The sequence below is a fragment of the Legionella nautarum genome (assembly GCF_001467895.1).
Lineage (GTDB): Bacteria > Pseudomonadota > Gammaproteobacteria > Legionellales > Legionellaceae > Tatlockia > Tatlockia nautarum.
Window position 1 is genome coordinate 17,851 of sequence record NZ_LNYO01000005.1, and the last position, 19,320, is coordinate 37,170.

Here is a 19,320-nt window from a genome sequence, read left to right on the forward strand (position 1 = left end):
GAAAGCTTAAGGGGTGTCAAATAATGGGTATTGCGAATTGCCTCAAATTATCTGTTGCCGAAGGAAAGGCCAATTAAGACCATAAATTGCATCGTTGCCTCAAATTAAGTGTTCCTTCGGCAACAGGCCTCATTGAGGCATCAGGATTGAAGGGTAATTGTTAAGCCTTGGCCCACGGCTGTCAACCTAAGGTGATTTTTCCATATGTTATATGGCTCCATTCGGGCTCTAAGGTGTCTCCACGAAATCAGCATCTAAAGAATTCGTGTTCATTTTATTCCCTTCAGCCTGAGGAGCACGCAGGGCGTGCGTCTCGAAGGCCTGTGCCCTGAGGCTCTCGAAGGCTTATCCTAAGGCTCTCGAAGGCCTGTCCTGAGGTTCTTGAAGGCCTGAAAGTTCTCGAAGGAGGGGGGCTTTCGCGGCACTTCGAGACAGCGCTGCGCGCTTCCTCAGTGCGAACGGGATAAGCAAAAGAACAATGAACTAAACAGTCTATTTAGGGTCGTGGGGATACCTCAGAGTCCGAACGGATAAGCTTAGCTTGACGATTATGGGCCAAGGCCCATAATACATTCAAAGACTAAGCAGAAACAGCCGGATCTAATCCCAATTCTTTAGCACAATCGTCGACAAAGGCTTCTCCATGTGTGTGTGTAAGGAAAAATAATGGATTTCTTTTGCCCGTCAACGCAGAGTAAGGCAAGGTAATGAGAAGGCCTAAAAGGATTGCACTTCTATTAAAGAAATGTGTCCAGGCTCCGTCACGATGAGTTTTAAAATGTTCATTCGCAATTAAAAGCTCATCACCGAAAGCTTGCGCTCGCTCACTAGCGAGGGGGCGTTCATCTTTATTTCTCAAGATCAATCTTAAATTGATCACTGCCTTTAATTTAATAATTATTTTATCATAAGCTTGTTTAGCTGAAGCTGATTCAGGTTCTTGAACCTCAGCAAGGGTACCGTCTTCATTTAATCTCAATTCCGGTTGATATTTCTGGGCTTGCTGAAGCAAACGATTCAAATAAGTATCAGTAAGGGGTAATAATTTTGTATGAATCAAGACGGTTTTTTCATCTTCTTCCGAGCTTTGTAATCTTACTATCAAGTCTCTGTCTTTTAGAGCATCCGCATTTTGTTTTTGAAGCCTTTTTATTTCTTCAGCTTGATTCTCTATGGTTTCTTTTAGAGAGCTTAATTTTTCCTCATTTTCACCAATTAAATTCACTAAGTTACGTTGTAGCTGCTTGTTTAGTTCAAGGGCGTCAGCTATCTGTCTGTTTAAACCAAGAAGCTCTTCCTTATGCGTTTCTACTTGTTTTTGAATTTGAGCATCTTTCTCTTCGATAGTAGATTGCTGTTCTTTTCCTTTTTCTAGTAGTCCTTTATTCTGCTCTCTTAGCTCTTCAAGGAGCCTTGCTTGCTCCTCAACATGCCTTTTCAAAGCTTCGAGCTCAGGTGAAGGGGCACCAAGCTTGATCGCTTCTTGCTTGATTAAACTAAAAAAGGTTTCACTGATACAGTCTGGTTTTTCGAGCAAATCAATCTTTCTTTCCTTTAATAAAATCCCTCCAGCGTTAATTAAAGCATCAATGCGGAAACTAAGTTGATTTAGATTAATGTCGATTATTTCGTTGGAAAGTAAACTTTGCTGTGCACGATAATCTTTCCTCAAAGTAATCGCTAAATGATATAAACGCTCAAGATTGATTAAATAAGTATTAGTTGAAGTTTGGTGCGTATCAAAACAAGGTTGTAGAAGCTCTGATTGTTTACTGGAAATATGAGCGGTTATTACCTCAAGCGTTTCCTTAGGAATACTGTCCTTAAAAGGAGCAAGGGCTTCTTCCAGAATATGATAAATATCGTCGATATTCTGAATGCGAGAGGAGTTTATCTTTGATAGGTATCCCTTTATTTCAGTAAGCTCCTTAGGGACTTCACTATCGGGTAGACCAGCCACAAACTTTTGAAAGACTTGGTAAAAATGCTCAGGAGGATTTAATAAATGATCTATTTGAGCTTTTAAATCATCCACCTGTTGGATAATGGATGCATAATGCGTCTCAACAGTGCGTTTAAATCCTTTCTGAATAAAGTCGTCAAATTGATAAATAAGCGATGTATATTCTTCTGAAAAGTCTTTCTGTTCTGCTATTGCTTTTTTTGCTTCTTGTATAATGCGAAATGGTTTTTCGATGATATTGCGTAAAGCCAGATCTTCTTCTTTACTAAGATTATTACGCAAATATCGTTGGCTAAGCGTTTCTATCAAGATACCCAAGCCGTCAAAGAAAATTTTGCGGCCTTCTTCTTTTTCGAGGAGGTTCAGTAAACCAATACAGTCGAAGTTTAAGCTAGAAGCGGAACGGCGAGCGGATTCTTTCTCTTTCTCTTTCATAGAGCCATCGAACATCTTTCCAATGGTTTCGTCCAATGCTTCCGTAATATCAGCTATCATTCCAGCTAAGGAGTCCTCAGCTCTTTTTCCGAAACGTATATAACCGCGCAAATACAAGAGGGCATGTTCTTGATTGATAAAATCTTGATGCAGAGCAGGTACAGCCGCTTCCATGGGCATATGATTATGTCCATGTAAATGAACAAATCGTTGTTTTTCTTTAGCATACTGAGCACCAAGTCGAGCATAGGAGCCGTCTTGGAACCAGGTAAAGGCTTGAATGTTTTTTATCACAGCATTGTAATGCTTTAATAACTCTGCGTTGCGCCCTGATTCATCTTGTCTAAGAAAATCATTTAAAACTCCATCCAGTTCTTTATGCTCAAGCTTCACTGCCTGTTCTGTACCAAATCGATTGCCAGTGCAACGATTCAAGAAAGCAAATAACTTACATAAAACGAGATCTTGGACTGTGGTTGTATCGCGATCTTCTATCGATTCTGGAACGGCTACACCTTGCTGATTATAGCGGTTACCGCTGGCGGTACCATGATGTCCTGGTATTGTCAGCGGTTGCATACCCTTGGGAATAATTGGGCTGAAGCAGCAAGTTCTTTCATGTTGCTTGAGTAGTAATTCGTAATCGTTACATTGGGGTTGTTCATAAAATCTTGGACTAGACCAACGTAGGAATTTCAAATAGTACTTACTACCTCCAGGGACGGGATCAATGAGGAAAGGGTTAAGTGCCAAATTATCTAATCTTGCTAATAATGCCTGACGTTGCTCAGGTGTTTCATTCGCCTCTTTAAACGGTGAGTTGCTACCTGTGATTGCTTTGGCGATACCCGTATTATCTTCTGTTGTAGGAGCTTGACAGAGAATTTGATACAAAGATAAACCCGGCTCTTCTTTTAGTTTCTTTTTAATTCGTGCTAGTTCATTGATTATCATGAGCGCTTCAACCGCACCGCGGCTATGTGCTGGCATTTGCAGGGTTTTCTTACCATTGGCTGCTGCCCGTAATGCCAAGAACACGCCTTGTGCGACACGCTCACCGACTTCACTTCCTAAAGTAGTCGGGCCATTGAGCACATCGACAGAAGGGGAACTATAAGAAAGCGGCTCACCCTTTGCCCCGATTTCTGCCTCGCTCTCTTCATCTAATAATTGAACAATAGCTTGCGCTGAATAGGAAAGTGTTTCTCCTCGTTCATAAGATTTTTGTTCAGCTTCGGAAAGATCAGCCAAGCCTAAGGTCGGCCGCGATGTGAAAACGGTATCCGTTCCTAATAAAAATAGGAAATGGTCTTTTTCTTTAGAGGGTTGCTCATCCAATAATGAAAAAATTTTATTTAAATCAATGGGCTTAGCCATTAGCACTCCAGGATAAATCGCTATAAAGTCTTCCCTGAGGCTTAGGTGTCTTCGATGACTGGGTAAAATGGTTTAAATATGTACGATTATAAGTCGCTAAGCGTTGAGTATCAACATTTTTTTACACAAGTTAATTTATTTTTGTCCATGAAGTTCGTAGGTTGGGCTTTGCCCCCTATGTCATTCCGAGCGTAATGAGGGATCTCCAAACGGCAGCACGATGCCTAAATCCGAAACCCCTCGCTGCAACTCTGGGTGACCTACGCGGGAGAGATAACAAACATCAGGAATGACAATCAATCATGAAATGCCTGAGCATGAAGGCTCCCCTCATTGTATTAAGGAGCTCCTAAGCCTCCCCCAGGTGCAGATGCCGCCGCGGCCGCTGCTGCCTCAGCTTCCCTGGCTTTTTCTTTAAGCTCTTTAAGCTCGGCTTTTAATTGCGTACCATTGGTACCTTTTAGGTCCCTTTCTCTGGTTTCAGCCATTTTGGCGTATTTAGATTTAGCAAAATTAAGACGTGTAGCGTCGTTTGGGTTGTTAAACAGCTTGTCATCAACAGTGTATTTCTTTGTTTTTTCGTCATAATTGCTTTTATATCTGTCCTCGTTATTTACTCTAATATTGATTTTGTCGGGAGGAAAACCGGCTAGCATTGCTGCTTCGACCGCTTTTTTAGCAATTTCTTCAGCGCGTTTAGGGTCAGCCTCATTAATCTCGTAAGTAATAATATCTGAACCCCGAGATTTAAGTTCTTCAGCAATTGAGGTTAGCTTTTCATAAACACTGTGGTCACTGTTATACCAGCGATTAAATTGCACGCTAAGCGCTCCAGTCTCGCTACCCTGAAGTGTGGAGCCCGAAATAGTCACATGGGTTTGTAGCTTACTCGGGTCGATATGTTTTAATCTATCTGAGCCTTTTATACCGGAGTGCATAGAAAGGTTAGGGTTATTCTTTTCCGCCTCTGCTGCTAGTTTATCAATTTCCGCCCTCATCTGGCTATTTGATGAATATCGATGCCCAAGAAAAGTGAGCCGCCAATATTCTTGTTCTGCTTTTTTGAATAATTGGTTTGCGTTATCCTCAAGCGATTTTTTAAATTCACTCAATTTTTCGTCTTGTGTTTTTTTGAGCGCGTCCATCATTTGATTTTTAAGGGTCTCAAGCCCTGAATCGTCGCAACCCAAAGAATTTTTCATCTGCGTTTTAAAATCATCTTTGTCAAAAAGCTTCGATAAATTATCACGTACAAGTGTTTGCTGTGTCTGTATTGGATTAACGGCTGTGTTTTTAGCTTCGAGCAAATAGGAGCCCGCATCGCCGAGGGAATATTTACCTGCAAGCAGAAGATCATTTAAATTAGATAAATCAGTATTAAAATCTTTTTTGGCGTTTTTGTAATCGTCAGATCTTTCTAATGCAGCACTAATTGCTTGTATTGCAGCAGTGGCATCTGGGGTCCCAGCCGCTTTCAGTTTTTCACTCAGTTTAGTCCCATCCGGTGCTTTAACCTCGGAAAAACCATCGACAGAACTGATTTGACCGCTATCATAATCATTGAAACTGTTGGTGCTATTTAAACCACCATTGTCTTTGAGACTGCGAATAAAATGCTGGTAAACCTTCTTTTTTTCTTGGGTTCCAGCGGCACTAAGATTTGTTTCTACTTTAAGAGCCATAGTTCACCATCTAAATATAATTGCATGCATAAAAAAAGTATAACAATAAATCCTTAACTCAAAATTAAGGAATGCAATCACCAAGCTGGGATTGCTGAATCACCAAATAGTTTATTTGCTTTATTTTTTACTTCTGGTGAATTCATTGCTTTAACAAATTCCTCGAGTTGTGGTTTTTTACTGCTGTTACGGCGAATCACAATCAGGTTTGCATAAGGAGAATCTTTTCCTTCTACAAAGATTGCATTCCGAGTAGGGCTAAGTCCCGCAGGAATTGCAAAGGTCGTATTGATCACGGCTGCATCGACATCAGCAAGGATACGAGGGAGTTGTGCTGCATCTAATTCTTTAATCACTAAATGTTTAGGATTGTTAGAAATATCTGCAATAGAGACGCTGTTTTCGTCTTTTAAATCAATTAAGCCTGCTTTTTGCAGCAGCAATAGGGCGCGAGCTTCATTACTTGGATCATTTGGTATGGCAATCGTTGCGTGTTCGGGTAATTGGGCTAAGCTTTTGATTTTGGTTGAATAAATACCTGTGGGATAGACAAAAGTTTTACCGATTGCTTCTAAATCATAGCCATGCGCTTTCATAGCAGCTTGTAAATAAGGTAAATGCTGATAAACATTGGCGTCTAAACTGCCATCTTCTAGTGCTTCATTGGGTAAATTGTAGTCATTAAACTCAATAATCTTGATGTTCAATCCATATTGCTTTTGCGCAACCTCTTTGGCGACTTCAACTATATCAGTCTCAGGACCGGCAATGGTTCCTATCGTCAAGGTATTAGGTGAAGGCTTATTACAAGCCACTAAACTAATGAGTAAAATAAGTACAGAAAAAATACGCATAAAGCTCTCCGAAAATAGTGTTCTAGCGCAATTGGCAAAGTTAATTGCGCGAATAATGGCGTGCTAAGCGATCGCCTCCCATTTGCAACAGTTGAACAATGACAATCAAAATGAAAACAGTCGCCAGCATGATCACCACATTAAAACGTTGGTAGCCATAGCGAATAGCTAAATCACCCAAACCACCACCACCAACAGTACCTGCCATGGCTGAATAATTGACTAAGGTAATTGCCGTCACTGTGATCGCTTGAATTAACGCAGGAAATGCTTCGGGCAGCAAAATATAGCGAATCATTTGCCAAGTATTGGCCCCCATGGAAAAACCTGCCTCAATCAACCCGGAGGGGAGCGTTTGATAGACATTATCCACCAGGCGTGCAAAAAACGGTGTGGCACCTAAAGTCAAAGGAACCATCGCCGCATGTATGCCAATGGAAGTGCCTACTATAAGTCGAGTGAAAGGAATTAAAGCAACCAGCAAAATAATAAAAGGAATCGAGCGGCTAATGTTAATTAGTCCCGAAATAAAACGACTTACCCAAGCATGAGGCTTGATTTTAGTACTTGTAAACAGCAAGGTACCTAACGGGAGCCCTAGGATAATAGCGAATAGGGTACTAGCTGCAACCATGTAGATCGTTTCGCCACTTGCTCTCAGTAAATCATAAAACATCGTCAGTGACATATCCTAAAATCTCCACAGTTAAATTGGCCATTGAGCAGCGTTCGATAAATTGTTTTAATAAAGTCTCATTGGCAGTTAATTCCACCACTAAAACGCCACAGGTAATCGTATCAAAACGGTCAATATTGGCGAGTAAAATATTAATATCTAAATGTAATTCACGGCTAGTTTTACTAATAAAAGGGACAGTCGCTGTTTCTCCTTGGAAAAATAAACGCAATAAAGGCTTATTATTAGGAAAATTGGATAAATTCCCACTGAGGCAGGAGGGGAGTTGTGGGCTAAGTTGGTTATACAACATTGCTTTAGCCACACTTTCTCCTTTAGAAAACACATTGGATAAAGCCGCCGTTTCGACAATTTCGCCATTTTCCATCACCGCCAAGCGGTGGCAGATACGTTTCACTACTTCCATTTCGTGTGTTATCAATACAATGGTTATCCCATAGAGTTGATTAATTTTTTTAAGTAATTCAAGGATGGACTGGGTTGTTTCAGGATCTAAAGCAGAGGTTGCTTCGTCACAAAGTAAAATTTTAGGAGAGCAACTTAAGGCGCGAGCAATGGCTACACGCTGCTTCTGACCACCACTCAGCTGGTCAGGGTACGCGTCTACTTTGTTTGAAAGTTCAACTAAAGGTAATAATTCAGCGATTTTAGTTTTAATACTGTCTTCATTAATCCCTTGTATCCTCATTGGTAGGGCGATATTGTCATAGACCGTTTTGGAATTGAGTAAATTAAAATGTTGGAAAATCATGGCCATTTTATGGCGGGCTTTACGTAAATTAGCCGGACTTAATTCGGTAATCGTTTCATTATCAACGATCACCTCACCCTGATCAGGCTGTTCTAAGAGATTAATACTGCGCAATAAAGTGGATTTACCTGCACCACTCTTGCCAATGATGCCAAATATCTCGCCTTCTTGTACAAATAAATTAACGTCACGCAAGGCAATCGTGTCGTTATAGGATTTTGTTAACCCATTTAATTCAATCATCACATCAACCTAAGGTTTACAGATGCGGGATGCTAAGGAAGTAGGAAGGAGGGTTGCCCACCGCTTTAGCCGTTTTTTCATGTGGATGGGTTCAAGCCAAACCAATGAGCGCCCGCAAGCTGAGTTTCAAATCGGCGCAAACGAGCATGATACTATAAATAATGAGAATCATCTAGGGTATGTTGACAGTTCATTGTTAGTGTCAATCTGTGGCGGTTTGGTTTGTGGTGGTTTTGCCAGCGTTATTTTATACCGTCCGGGCTGAGGTATCCCCTCGAAATTTATATAGATTGCTTAGTTCATTGCTCTTTTTGTTTATACCGTTCGCACTGAGGAAGCGCGCAGCGCTGTCTCGAAGTGCCGCAAAAGAGCCTTCGAGAGCCTCAGGACAGGCCTTCGCGAACCTCAGGGCAGGTCTTCGAGTACCTCAAGCCTTCGAGGCGCACGCCCTGCGTGCTCTTCAGGCTGAACGGAATAAAATCAATACAAATTCTTTAGATACTCATTTCATGGGGATACCTCAGCCCAAACTGTTATCTAATAAAATAGGCAGTAAAGGAATGAATTGTTAACCCATCTTAGTAACTCGAATCAGATTTTCGGTTTTTTGAGCTTATGTAATTTTCCTTTTTTCAAGAAGCAATAACTGAGTCCGAGAACAAGCCCATAGAGTAGGTAGCTGATCAATAAAGGAATGTTCGCTTGAATCCCTGCATAATTCCATTGAGAGAATAAAGGGGCGCCAGCGGTTAAGCTAGGCAATAAGGTCATGGGGCCAGCAATCCACAATAAGATACCAAAGAGAAGTCCTAAAAAACTTGCCGCCCACCAAGAATGAATTAACCACCCTAAAATGAGGGCAAAAATGACACCGGCTATGATGCTGACAATAAAATGGATCATGAGCCCACCCATTTTGGTTGGCAGGTGTATTAGTGTATCCATCAGAATTAAAAAAAAGGCGCACACAACTCCTGCGACAACTCCAGCGACGATACCATTACTGATGCATTTAGCTTCACACATACCACACTCCTTAATGCTTTAATGCTGACTCTTTTAGTTGTGTCAGTGGTATTTCATTGCAAATTAATTAGCAACAAATCCCTGTATTTATTAGATATCTCTGATTTTCTTTAGTATAGACAAAATTAAGAACGATTTCTGTTATCCCTACCTCTGTGCCGTGACTTGTTCGGCGTTGCTACAGATTTTAGTCCGGGCTCAATCCTAATTAGCATAGCTTATATTCTCTTAATACTCTGGTAATACAATTTCTATATAATAATGGATACCTCATTAATTTTTGAGCCCACTATGTCGAAGGAAAAAGCACAAGCGCTATACATGCAGATTTTAGCTGAGCAAGCAAAAGCTCAAGCGCTGGCTAACATGAATAAGCTAGCTTTTGATCCGCAAGGACGCATCCTAGTCGATGTTGAATGGCCATTTGAAAAAATTCAAGAAGAATTTCGCACCCAGTTCGAGGAAGAAATTAATGATCAAACGGAGCTGGAAGAGGTTCTTGGTCAAAAAATTAGCCTTGTCACTACTGTGAGCTTGGACATTAGTGTTGATGAGGCTTTAAAACAGAAGTTTTATGAAACAGTAGAACTAGCATTGAAAAAGGCAGGCAGCCCAAAGGATAAGGCTGAAAAACTTGCTACTCAATTTAAGTCGCTGCCTAAAGGTAGCATTATTGCCCTGCAACAAGAGCTGCATTTCCATCTAGCTCTCGTTTCTCGCGTCTATCAGAAAGCGCAGAAAGCGGATAAATTGAATAATAAAGAACAGGAAATGCAAGCAGCTCATCAAGCAGCGATGCTCAGGATTAACAAGTTGGTGATGGGTTCTTTAGCCCAAGGGTTGTTAGAGTCTTCATCTAAACGTGGCGGCAAGATTAATACCGCTCAATTAAATAAAGCGCTCGATAAAGCAAGAAAAGCTATTTTGCCTGAAGCGCATCTTATTTTGCTCGAAGAAATTGCAAGGCATACAGGCCAAATTATTAGTAAGGCTGATCTTGAAACAGCATCGATTAAAAAAATTGCCGAACAAACAACTGCAACACCCAATGATATTCTCCATACTACTAAAAAAGGTTTAGTTGTTTTAATCGAAGGGTCTGAGAATACTGCCCATAAACGCGTCATAGGAAAACAATTCGCCCATCGACGAATTATTTCTCATGAGATGAACTCGAATAATGTGGTGGTAGCTAATCAAAATCCTCGCCTGCAAATTCGTACGCCATCACCTGTAGTTAAGGAAGATTTGCAGAATGAAGAGGAATATATTCAAGATGCTAGTGAAAAATTAGGACAAATTATCAAAGACTATTCGCTAAAAGGGCAATTAACTGCTGATGATACTAAGCCCAAGGCTTATGTTTATAATAGCTATACGGCAATTAATGACCGATTAGATGATCTCACTTCTAAAAATCGACAAACTAAGAGTGCAATTCACATTTTGCAAGGAGCACATCGTTATAATGCTCTTCAATTAGAAAAAAATGCTGAGGATGCTGTTTTTTGCTTGGTGCAAAACATCTCCGTGAATGGCTTTGGGGATACTTTAGGTTACGACAGGGGTAATGCTTTAGTCCAAGAATCGACGTTGATGGCTGAATTAGCTATGTTACATACGATTTCAGATATCATTAGCGATGAAAGTTTAAAGGTCATTAGGAAAAAGGATAAGCCCGGATTAGAAAGCTTTGAGACTAATGAACAGAAAGGAAAAATAAAGAAGGTTTTTGAGCTTTATAAAGAGTTCCTCAGCCGCCCTGATCGTGAACCTTTCTTTGCTGATTCGCCGGAAGGAAGAAAGGCTATTCTATTAATCAAGGAACTTAAAGCTGATTGGCGAAATGAAATCAATTTTTCTTCTATAGACAATATTGCGGAAAATGCTAAGCTCGGCTTAAAAAATATCATGGCTAATAATCTTCATTGGCGCCATGAGAATGCCAAAATTGTACAAGTTTTATCCGTTTTTTCTGAAAAAGTCTCTTTGGGTGGATGCAAGAGTGGTAATGAACGTGCCCAAGCCATCAATGGCCGTGTCGCGCTTTTGGATGATTTACTGAATAAAGATGAAAAAGATATGCCGGAAATGGACGTTCTTTATTATTTAGCTACAACGGCACAAAGTGGCAGTCCAATTGCGGTAAATAATATCGCTGCCCTAAAAAAATCAGTGGATGCACTTTACAATGAAAGGGGCCTGCAATCAGCCATGTCGCTGGTAAGCCTCGTTGATCAAGGCGGACCTGCAAAGGTAGAAGCAAAACCTGAAGGTCTCTATGTCTCAAGAAATTTTGCAGAAGAAAAGATTGATACTATCGATAATCTTTCCCAAAAAAATTCAAGCCGTTTTCAGGCTCACAAAAAATTAACAGGCATGATGTTTGATGCAATAGATGGCAATCTTCAAAACTGGTGGGCTCGTATGAAGTCAACTCGCTTAGGGGTTGTAGGGGCAGTAGTAGGTATCGTTACCGTTTTTCCTGCAGCTATCACGGCTTACAACACTTACAAGGATAATAAAGATAAGGTTGCTGCGGTTAACTGTTCAAGAGAAGAGGCAGTAAAGCAATATACACCTAGCATTCCAATGGTTTCACGAGGTTTAGCCGGGTTGGGGTGTAGTGGAAATGCCGCGAATTTTGATGATGACAGGTGCGGGGAAAATACTAAGGGTAAAGCAAAGGATAATGAGATGGGTAATAAAAAGGGTCTTGGATCTACTCTAACTCTTGTTGTAGAACCTGATGAAGATTCTGAAGGGCCTGAATACCATTAGATTCAAGCCAGAATCAATATTAAGAGCGCTTACAACTACTCGCCTAATTCCTCGCGGTTTTTAAAATGCTCAAGAGCCTCGGGGTTGGCGAGGGAGTCAAGATTATTAACCTTGTTCCCATGAACAATTTCTCTGACAGCAACTTCCACAATCTTGCCACTGATTGTTCTTGGAATATCGCCAACTTGTAAGATTTTTGCTGGGACGTGACGAGGAGAAGCATTGTGGCGTATAGTATGGCGAATGGTCTCTTTTAAAGATTCATCCAGTTTCCTTCCTTCTCTCAATTTAACGAACAGCACCACACGGACATCATCTTGCCACGCCTGACCAATGACAATGCTCTCTAAAATTTCCGGGATTTTTTCCACTTGGCGATAGATTTCAGCGGTGCCGATGCGCACACCACCGGGATTTAATACGGCATCCGAACGCCCATAGATAATAAGTCCATTGTGTTTGGTTATTTCAGCAAAATCGCCATGTGCCCATATTTTGTCAAAACGTTCAAAATAAGCATGTTTATACTTTGTTTTATCAGGATCATTCCAGAAACTCACTGGCATGGAAGGGAAGGGCTTCGTACAAACCAGTTCACCCCGCTCTTCACGGATAGCATGCCTTTGCTCATCAAAAATTTCTACGGCCATGCCTAAGCCAAGACATTGAAGTTCGCCCCGGTAGACTGGAAGAATTGGATTACCTAAAGCAAAACAGGAGACAATGTCTGTTCCCCCCGAAATAGAGCTAAGCTGGACATCCGGTTTGACGTTTTGATAAACGAAATCATAATTCCTTGGCAATAAAGGCGAGCCCGTAGAAAGAATTGCTCGCAGTGTTTTCAATGAAAATTGTTTTCTGGGTATAATTCCTTCTTTTTCCACGGAAGAAATGAATTTAGCGCTCGTGCCAAAAACAGTGATTTTCTCGTCATCTATTAATTGAAAAAGACGATCGGCTTTTGGGTAGGTAGGGGCTCCTTCGTACAGCGTGAGTGTAGCGCCCAAAGCTAAAACAGACACCATCCAATTCCACATCATCCAGCCGCAAGTAGTGTAGAAACAGAGGTTATCTTTGTCGGTTAGATCGCTGTGTAAACCCAGTTCTTTCAAATGCTGCAATAAAGTGCCCCCCGCCCCATGGACAATGCATTTGGGTTTGCCGGTAGTTCCTGATGAGAAAAGGATATAGACAGGATGGGCAAAGGGTAGGGGGGTAAATTGGCATTCTTTATTGGGCTCAAGAAAATCATCCCAAACTACAGCATGTTTCAGTGGACTAAGATCGGGGTTAGTAAAAATAATAGGGCAGATCACAATTTTGGTTAGCGAAGGAATTGCTTTGCTCAATTCTATTATTTTGTCGCTGCCATCGTGTTTTTTACCCATGTACTGATGACCATCACAAATGAATAGTACCTTGGGTTCAATTTGACCTAAGCGATCCAGTGCGGCATGTGGGCCAAAATCAGGCGAACAAGAGGACCAAATCGCCCCAATTGAAGTGGTGGCTAACATGGCAATAATGGTAGAAGGAACATTGGGCATCAGCGCAGCCACGCGATCACCCGTGACTACTCCCGCTTTTCTTAAACCTTCGGCACAGCTGGCAACCAATTCATACAGCTTTTTATAGCTGATAACTTCACGATCCCCATTTTCATTTACAGAAATCAGTGCCGGATGGTCATCGCGGCGAGATAATAATTTTTCGGCAAAATTAAAGGTGGCGCCACTAAACCAGCGTGCATCCATCATATGTTCATAGTGATTGAGTATTTCTTTGGCGGGGCTGTTATAGCTAAGACCAAAAAAATCAATGAGGGTTTGCCAAAAAAGAGCGGGGTCGCTAATCGACCAATGATGTAATTCTTGATAATTTTTGAATTGTAGTGGGGGGTATTTTTGTTCTGCAAAACGCATGAATTGCCACATTTTTGTTTTTTCTGGCTGTTTGGGTTCCCATACTACTGATTTCATTGGTTACGATCCTTGAACAGATTGAAAGTAAACTAATTTAATAGTTAATCCTGTGCTTTTATAACAGTCAAGAATCATTCTATTTTGATGTTGTGTCAATCTATTTTCTAAATTATCTGTGCAGGATTTTTGTTAACTCTATGATTTTTTGTATCCTTGTGTTTTGTTGCCGCCACGGCCTGGGATGACATAGAACAGGGTTGGCAATAGAACAGGGATGACAATAAAATTCCGTCTGGGCTGAGGAGGCCGTAGGCCGTCTCGAAGCCTTGGGAATGTGAGGCTTCGAGACGGCCTACGGCCTCCTCAGCCCGAACGGATGATACCGAACGGATGATACCGAACGGATGATACCGAACGGATGATACCGAACGGATGTTATCAAACTGATGTTATTAGATTTTAATTTTACTACAAGGCTGCTGCTGCGTAATACAATGAATTCCGCCACCACCGGCAAACACATCCAAAGCATCAATCTGAGTAATCTGATAGTCGGGGAAAAGCTGGCAAAAGAGCTCGTAAGCTGCTTTATCATATTTTGTATGGCCAAAGGCTGGCATGACAATGCCTTGATTGGCTAAATAAAAATTAATATAAGACAGGGTTAAGCGTTCATAGTCCATATAGGTAGCTGGAGGTTGTTCGACAGTAAAGACCTCAAACGGTCTACCTTTAGCATCAGTCGCCGTTTTTAAGGTTTCTAAATTCTCATGGAGAATAGGATAATTTTCATCCTCTTTGTCATGGGTAATCAAGCATAGGACTTTTCCAGGTGCGATAAAACAGGCGATTTCGTCAATATGGCCATCGGTTTCATCACCGATTAATCCTTTGTTTAACCAGATAATTTTTTCAGCACCTAAATAATCACGGAGATAAGTTTCAATTTCAGGCTGAGCTAATTGCGGATTACGATTAGCATTTAACAGGCATTCTTTACTAGTGAGCACAGTGCCTTCACCATCGACATGAAAGGAACCTCCTTCCATGACCAATGGTGCTTTAAAATGCCGAGCATGGGTTTCGCGGATAATTGCACTGGCAATTTGATTGTCCAAAGCACAATCGGGGTAATTTCCTCCCCAGGCGTTATGAATCCAGTCAACGCCAGCTAGTTCGTTTTGTGCATTCAATAGGAAGGTCGCGCCGGTGTCACGTGTCCAGGAATCATTAATAGGCAGCGGGAGTAAGCGAATTTTTTCGTCACAAACTGCTCTTGCCGACTCTTCGTCTCCTGGGTTGACAATCATGGTGACGGGTTCATATTGAGCAATAGCCTTGGCTACTCGGGCGTAGGCTTTACGTGCACGTTCAATACCAATGAGTGCCCAAGTTTCTTGATGGCAAGGCCAGGCCATCCAACAACCGGCATGCGGATGCCATTCGGGGGGCATGGAAAATCCTTCTTGTTTAGGTGTTAACATAATTATCCTTTCGTTTTGCTGTCGAGGTAAGTTTGCTGAGTAAAAATGCTCCGTAATTCGTTTAAATAGGTCTGAATTTTTTCGTTGGGTAAATCGGCACTAATTAACTGTTTCTCGTAAGATAAAAGCAATTTTTTAGTGTCATAATGCGCATAATTCAGGACATTCGTCACCGTATCGCCGCTAGCTAGATCATTAATTTCAAACTTGCCATCCCCTAATAATTTCACATCCAACGAATTAGTATCGCCAAAAAGGTTATGCAAATTACCCAAGATTTCCTGATAAGCACCGACTAGAAAAAAGGCAAGGTGATAGGGTTTGCTCTCATCATAAGGGGGCAGCATCAAAGTGGTATTGATACAAGATTTTCCGGGATATCTTTTTATGGTGCCGTCTGAGTCGCAGGTTAAGTCTTGCAGAATGCTGTGCATACTGGGTTTTTGAACTAATTGCGAAATAGGGGCAACCGGGAAAATCTGGCCAATGGCCCAAGCATCGGGCAGGGACTGGAAAAAAGAGAGATTGCAAAATATTTTAGCAGCCATGCGTTCGTTAATGAGCTCCATTAATTCCTTATCGCTGTGGTTATTCTCGTCCAACAGTTGCTGAACCTCAAAACAAATTGTGGTAAATAATTGCTCGACTTTTGCTTTTTCCTGCAAGCTGATAACACTATGTTTAAAGAGGGAATAGGCTTCTTCTAAGGCATGGCTAGCGTAGTTGTAAATCTCAGAAGGTAAATTTTGTGAGATCGTTTGATAGGTATTCCAAATGTCATGAATCACATGCGAATCAGTTTCTTCGGGACGAGGAAGCCTATCCGTTTTTTTAATTAATTCAACGTCAGTGATATTGGTGACTAAAACGGCATGATGCGCAGTCAGGGCGCGACCTGATTCTGAAATAAGATTAGGTTCAGGCATATTCGCTTCGACACAAAGAGGGCGAAGTGCTAAAAGAATATTGGTTGCGTATTCTTTAACGGTGTAATTCATCGAGCAATCTGAAGTGGAGTGTGTGCCTTCATAATCGACTCCGAGCCCCCCGCCGACATCAATAGTTGTAATGGGCGCCTCTAGGCGTCGTAGTTCGACATAATAACGAGCGACCTCCAACATGCAATGGCGAATATCGTGAATATTGGCAATTTGCGAACCCAAATGGCAGTGCATTAATTGAAAGCAATCTAAGGAGTTATTGGCCTTTAGTTGATTGATGACATCAAGCACTTGTTCTGCATTCAAACCAAATTTTGATTTATTGCCCCCTGTATTTTCCCATTTACCAGCCCCTTTCGTCATCAAGCGGATACGTAGTCCAATCTTGGGTTTTATCCCTAAGCGTGCCGATTCTTTGAGAATAATTTCAAGCTCGGAACGTTTTTCGATAACAATAAAAACCTCATGTCCCATTTGTTGCGCAATCAGTGCAGTGCGAATATAGCAACTGTCTTTATATCCATTACAGACGATAGTGGATGGATTTTGACCTAGCAAGCCAATAACAGCCATTAATTCGGGTTTAGATCCCGCTTCTAACCCAATCGGATGGTCCGGCGCTTTTAAAATTTCTCTGACTACGCAATATTCTTGGTTAACTTTAATCGGATAAACCAGTTTGTAGGTTCCTTGGTAGTCATTTTCCTTAATCGCTTCTGCAAAAGCTTGTGTTAATTTGATTACTCTGTCATGGAGAATGTCGGTAAAGCGAATTAGCAGAGGTAATTGCAAGCCAGCACGACTGGCTGCGTTAACAATGGCTTGTAATTCTACGCCTTTATCATCGGGTTTTTTACTAACAGCAATATTTCCCTGTGGATTGATGTTGAAATAGCCTTCACCCCAGTTTTCTATGTTGTATAAATTATCATCAGATAACGCATTAACTATCATTAGATCATCCCATAATGGATTGACGCGGTTTAATTAATTCCTGATAAGTTTCAGGTTCTCTTTGAGCAGCAAATGGGAATAAGCGACCCCATAATGCTCGTTGGCTAAAATCTAGGTCAGTCACTAAGACAGCAGGTTCATGGCGTGGCGCTTGGACTAAAATTTCACCAAAAGGATTGGAAATAAAACTACTTCCGTAGAATTCAAGGCCATTTTCACAACCAATGCGATTGACGGCAACCATGAAGGTATTTGCCATAATTCCCTGGGCAACCATCACTTTTTGCCACATAGGTTGACTATCAAATCCGGGTGCAGTCGGTTCTGCGCCAATGGCGGTAGGATAAACGATAATTTCAGTATCTTTTAAACCATAAATTCGTGATAACTCAGGAAACCATTGATCATAGCAAGTGGGCATAGCAAAGCGATGACCAGCTAAATTATGAACAGGATAATTAGAATCCCCTGGTTTAAAATAGTAGTCTTCATGATATTTCTCGCCGCTCGGAATATGTTGTTTGCGAGTAACGGCAACTAATTGACCTGTCTCATCAAAGGCAACAGCCGTGTTATAGCCTGCATTTTCAAACAGAGAGGCAGTGATAACCACCTTAGCTGATTGGGCGATTGCTGAAACAAAACGCGCGGTCGGCCCGGTGGCTAGATCTTCTTTATAAGGAGTAGGGTCTACATCGGAGCGTGTGCAGAAATAAGGCGAGAGAGTCAGTTCTTGTAAACAAACAATTTGAGCGCCTTGTTTAGCTGCGGTAAAAATCCCCGAAGCTAGACGATCTTGGTGTGTTTGAGGATTTTCACTCCATTTTTCTTGGACTAAACCTATTCTTAATACGTTCTTTTTCATCTATCGTCTCAGTTAATTAATAATCATTCTTAAACCAGGGAAAAAACATTGGCGCTCATAGCGGAGGAGGCTTAGAGTTTTTCTAGATTGAAGGAAAGTGAATTATACCCCGAAAATCTTAGGTGTTACGTCCGACTGGCGCTAAATTTGGTAAAATAGTCTATATGAAAGGCAGTTGCAATAGAAATTTTGATTCAAATTGAGGGTGTTTCGTATTGGATTGTTGGGCTAGGGCCGATGGTCGTACTCAAACAATTAACCGCTCGGGCTGAATCCTTCGAGAGCCTCAGGACAGGCCTTCGAGACGCACGCGATGCGTGCTCCTCAGGCTGAACGGGATAAAATGAATACAAATTCATAGGATACTTATTTCGTGGCTACCTCAGAACCTAAACGTAGCATGGGTCAAGGCCTGGACTTTGCTTAACCCTGATTAGCCAACAACGCATTAGCCACCTTCGATTGATTCTTTTTCCCCAGGGCTTTACAAATCATATCGCCAGCAGCAACAACCTTGAAAATATCCACGCCAGTTTCTATTCCCAAACCATGCATCAGATAGAGAACATCCTCTGTAGCCACATTACCCGTTGCCCCTCGGGCATAGGGACAACCACCAAGTCCTGCAACTGAGCTATCAAAACGGCTGATACCGCATTCTAAGGAAGTAAAAATATTAGCTATTGCTTGTCCATAGGTATCATGAAAATGCATCCCTAATTGGGAAACTGGTAGGAGTTCTGAAATTTCGTCAATGACCGCTTTAGTTTGTTTAGGCGTACCTACACCGATAGTATCACCCAGACAGATTTCATCCACCTTAAATGTGAGCAATTGACGAGCGACGGAGGCCACTTGTTGGGGGGTAATTTTTCCTTCATAAGGACAGCCAAGTGCACAGGAAATATAGGCCCTGATTTTTATTTTATGGGTGTTAGCTAAGGAAAATACAGGCTCAAAACGGGCGATGCTTTCAGCAATTGAACAATTGATATTGCGCTGATTAAAGGTTTCGCTCGCTGCAGTAAATACCGCAATTTCTTTTACGCCTACCTCTAAGGCTTTTAGCATACCGCGTTCGTTAGGGACTAAGGCCGAGTAATGAATAGAGGCGAGTTTATTGATTGTGGTAAATACTGCTTCATTATCGGCGAGTTGAGGAATTGCTTTTGCGGAAACAAAGCTCGTGACTTCGATGTTCCCTAAGCCACTCTCATTCAGCAAATTGATTAACTCCACTTTAGTCTCGGTAGGTACGAAGGATGATTCATTTTGTAAACCATCGCGTGGGCCCACCTCAACAATTGTGACTTTTTGTGGATAGTTCATGGTTATCCCTAAACCG

Annotated in this window: 13 protein-coding genes; 2 read left to right on the forward strand and 11 right to left on the reverse strand. The window is 41.5% G+C overall.

Translation table 11 applies throughout. From position 1 onward, the window contains the following. Window positions 1-580: 580 nt before the first annotated feature. From Lnau_RS02245 to Lnau_RS02265, 5 genes are all read right to left on the reverse strand, one after another. On the reverse strand, window positions 581-3,775 hold the full coding sequence (locus Lnau_RS02245; RefSeq protein WP_058503531.1) for a hypothetical protein: 3,195 nt from the start codon (window positions 3,773-3,775) through the stop codon (window positions 581-583). Between the two features lie 338 nt (window positions 3,776-4,113). Further along, window positions 4,114-5,457, reverse strand: a complete 1,344-nt coding sequence (locus Lnau_RS02250; protein ID WP_058503532.1) for a hypothetical protein — start codon at window positions 5,455-5,457, stop codon at window positions 4,114-4,116. Window positions 5,458-5,534: 77 nt separating this feature from the next. Continuing rightward, window positions 5,535-6,311, reverse strand: coding sequence for a MetQ/NlpA family ABC transporter substrate-binding protein (locus Lnau_RS02255; protein ID WP_058503533.1), 777 nt, complete (start codon window positions 6,309-6,311; stop codon window positions 5,535-5,537). A gap of 40 nt (window positions 6,312-6,351) precedes the next feature. After that, window positions 6,352-6,999, reverse strand: coding sequence for a methionine ABC transporter permease (locus tag Lnau_RS02260; protein ID WP_058503534.1), 648 nt, complete (start codon window positions 6,997-6,999; stop codon window positions 6,352-6,354). Then, window positions 6,977-8,002 (reverse strand): methionine ABC transporter ATP-binding protein, encoded by a 1,026-nt coding sequence (locus Lnau_RS02265; RefSeq protein WP_058503535.1) that lies wholly within the window; start codon window positions 8,000-8,002, stop codon window positions 6,977-6,979. The genes Lnau_RS02260 and Lnau_RS02265 overlap by 23 nt, the downstream gene beginning before the upstream one ends. Before the next feature lie 22 nt (window positions 8,003-8,024). Between Lnau_RS02265 and Lnau_RS02270 the strand changes: the two genes are divergently transcribed. Next, entirely contained in the window at window positions 8,025-8,267 is a 243-nt protein-coding gene (locus Lnau_RS02270; protein ID WP_133134952.1) for a hypothetical protein, read from the forward strand. Window positions 8,268-8,593: 326 nt separating this feature from the next. Here Lnau_RS02270 and Lnau_RS02280 read toward each other — a convergent pair whose 3' ends face one another. Beyond that, the gene (locus Lnau_RS02280; RefSeq protein WP_058503538.1) at window positions 8,594-9,028 is read right to left on the reverse strand and encodes a hypothetical protein; all 435 of its coding nucleotides are present in this window, start codon (window positions 9,026-9,028) and stop codon (window positions 8,594-8,596) included. Between the two features lie 291 nt (window positions 9,029-9,319). On the opposite strand from Lnau_RS02280, the gene Lnau_RS02285 reads away from it, so the two are divergent. Then, window positions 9,320-11,809 carry a hypothetical protein gene (locus Lnau_RS02285; RefSeq protein ID WP_058503539.1) on the forward strand — a complete coding sequence of 830 codons (2,490 nt, stop codon included), beginning with the start codon at window positions 9,320-9,322 and terminating at the stop codon, window positions 11,807-11,809. A gap of 35 nt (window positions 11,810-11,844) precedes the next feature. Here Lnau_RS02285 and Lnau_RS02290 read toward each other — a convergent pair whose 3' ends face one another. The 5 genes from Lnau_RS02290 to Lnau_RS02310 all read right to left on the reverse strand — a co-directional run bounded on the left by Lnau_RS02290 (window position 11,845) and on the right by Lnau_RS02310 (window position 19,304). Beyond that, entirely contained in the window at window positions 11,845-13,788 is a 1,944-nt protein-coding gene (locus Lnau_RS02290) for an acetoacetate--CoA ligase (RefSeq protein ID WP_058503540.1), read from the reverse strand. Window positions 13,789-14,183: 395 nt separating this feature from the next. After that, the gene (locus Lnau_RS02295) at window positions 14,184-15,215 is read right to left on the reverse strand and encodes an agmatine deiminase family protein (RefSeq protein WP_058503541.1); all 1,032 of its coding nucleotides are present in this window, start codon (window positions 15,213-15,215) and stop codon (window positions 14,184-14,186) included. 2 nt (window positions 15,216-15,217) lie between these two features. Next, window positions 15,218-17,110, reverse strand: a complete 1,893-nt coding sequence (gene speA / locus Lnau_RS02300) for a biosynthetic arginine decarboxylase (RefSeq protein ID WP_058503542.1) — start codon at window positions 17,108-17,110, stop codon at window positions 15,218-15,220. 4 nt (window positions 17,111-17,114) lie between these two features. Then, window positions 17,115-17,975, reverse strand: a complete 861-nt coding sequence (locus tag Lnau_RS02305; RefSeq protein ID WP_058503543.1) for a carbon-nitrogen hydrolase — start codon at window positions 17,973-17,975, stop codon at window positions 17,115-17,117. 423 nt (window positions 17,976-18,398) lie between these two features. Continuing rightward, window positions 18,399-19,304, reverse strand: coding sequence for a hydroxymethylglutaryl-CoA lyase (locus Lnau_RS02310; protein WP_058503544.1), 906 nt, complete (start codon window positions 19,302-19,304; stop codon window positions 18,399-18,401). Window positions 19,305-19,320: the final 16 nt, after the last annotated feature.